This window comes from Streptomyces sp. NPDC002537 (assembly GCF_053594975.1).
Window position 1 is genome coordinate 1 of record NZ_JBSFWT010000193.1, and the last position, 1,599, is coordinate 1,599.

1 protein-coding gene is annotated in these 1,599 nt (G+C 74.7%); it reads right to left on the reverse strand.

Annotation, left to right across the window (positions count from 1 at the left end):
• Positions 1-116: 116 nt before the first annotated feature.
• Positions 117-1,331: a serine hydrolase domain-containing protein gene (locus ACWD4A_RS35330; RefSeq protein WP_451200570.1), complete on the reverse strand. Its 1,215-nt coding sequence runs from the start codon at positions 1,329-1,331 to the stop codon at positions 117-119.
• Between the last annotated feature and the right edge of the window lie 268 nt (positions 1,332-1,599).

The following is a 1,599-nucleotide window of genomic DNA, read 5'->3' on the forward strand; positions in this document are numbered from 1 at the left end:
CTCTTCGCCAACATCGCCCACGGCCTCATCACCGGCCTCCTCTTCTTCCTCGTCGGCGCCATCAAGGACCGGCACGGCACCAGCGACCTCGACGCTACCGCTCCCGCCGCAGGCGGCTAACCGGCCCGCAGCGCGGGCTCCAGGCTCAGTGTCAGGGCGCGGACAAGCGCCTGGGCTCGCGCATCGGCGGTCACATTCTTCTGCATGCCGTTGGTGACGTAGCCGAAGGAGACGCCCGACTCGGGGTCGGCGAAGCCGAGGGAGCCGCCGCGTCCGGGGTGGCCGAAGGAGCCGGGGGCGAGCAGCGGCGAGGCCGGGCCGTGCAGCATGTAGCCGAGGCCGAAGCGGGTGTTCACGACGAGGACGCGGTCCGGGCCCGCGGACTCCTCCGTGCGGGCCAGGGTGAGCGTGGCGGGGGCGAACAGCCGCTTGGTGCCGTCGAGGTCGCCGAGGAGCGCGGCGTAGAAGCGGGCCAGGCCGTCGGCCGTGGCGATGCCCGCGGAGGCGGGGAGCTCGGCGGCGCGGTAGGCGGGGTCGTTCTCGTCGGCCATCGGCTCGATGGCGGCGAAGGCACGGCGGGTCAGGGAGTCCGGGTCGCGGTAGGCGTCGGCGACGGCCTTCTTGGGGCGCAGCCGCAGGCCCGCGGCGGCGGGGGCGGCGGGCGGCTCGATGTCGGCGATCCGTCCGGCGCGCGTCCGCTCGGCGTCGGGCAGGCCGATCCAGAGGTCCGCGCCGAACGGCCCGGCTATCTCGTCGGCGACCCAGTCGCCGATCGTCCGGCCGGTGACGCGGAGGACGAGCTCGCCGATGAGCCAGCTGTACGTCTGGGCGTGGTAGCCGTGGGCGGTGCCCGGCTCCCAGGCGGGCGCCTGCGCGGCGACGGCGGCCGGGCCGCTGACGCCGTCGACGGCCTCGGCGGGGGTCAGGGGGGTGTCGAGCACGGGCAGGCCGGCGCGGTGCGACAGCAGGTGGCGGACGAGGACGCGGTCCTTGCCCGCGGCCTTGAACTCGGGCCAGTACGTGCCGACGGGCGCGTCCAGGTCGACCAGCCCGCGCTGGTGCAGGAGCAGCGGGACGGCGGCGGCGACGCCCTTGGTGGCGGACCGGACGACCTGGGCCGTGCCGGGCGTCCACGGCCCGCCCGCGGGGCCGTCGGCGTCCTTGGTGCCGCCCCACAGGTCGACGACCTTGCGGCCGCCCCGGTAGACGGCGACGGCCGCGCCCCGCTCGCCGCGGCGGGCGAAGTTCTCCGCGAAGGCGTCCCGGACCGGTTCGAAACCGTCCGCCACCGTGCCCTGGACGTCGACGTCCACCACTGTCTCCCGCTCCACTGTCCGATTGCTGCTGAGCCATCCACCATGGTGCAACGGCGCGCTCAATGCGCGTAGACCGGGGTGGATCGGGCACGGCCCTTCGCTTTTCCCGGGCGCCTACCGGGGTGCCTCGTGGGCCCGGCGCGCGACTGCGGGTCCGTTCTGGCTGGTCGCGCAGTTCCCCGCGCCCCTGAAGCTGCCGCGACAGGTACAGCCGCGCCTCGGGGGAGTTGATGTGCTTGTACAGGGTCAGCACGAGGTTGTTGGCCACGATCGAGTCACCGGT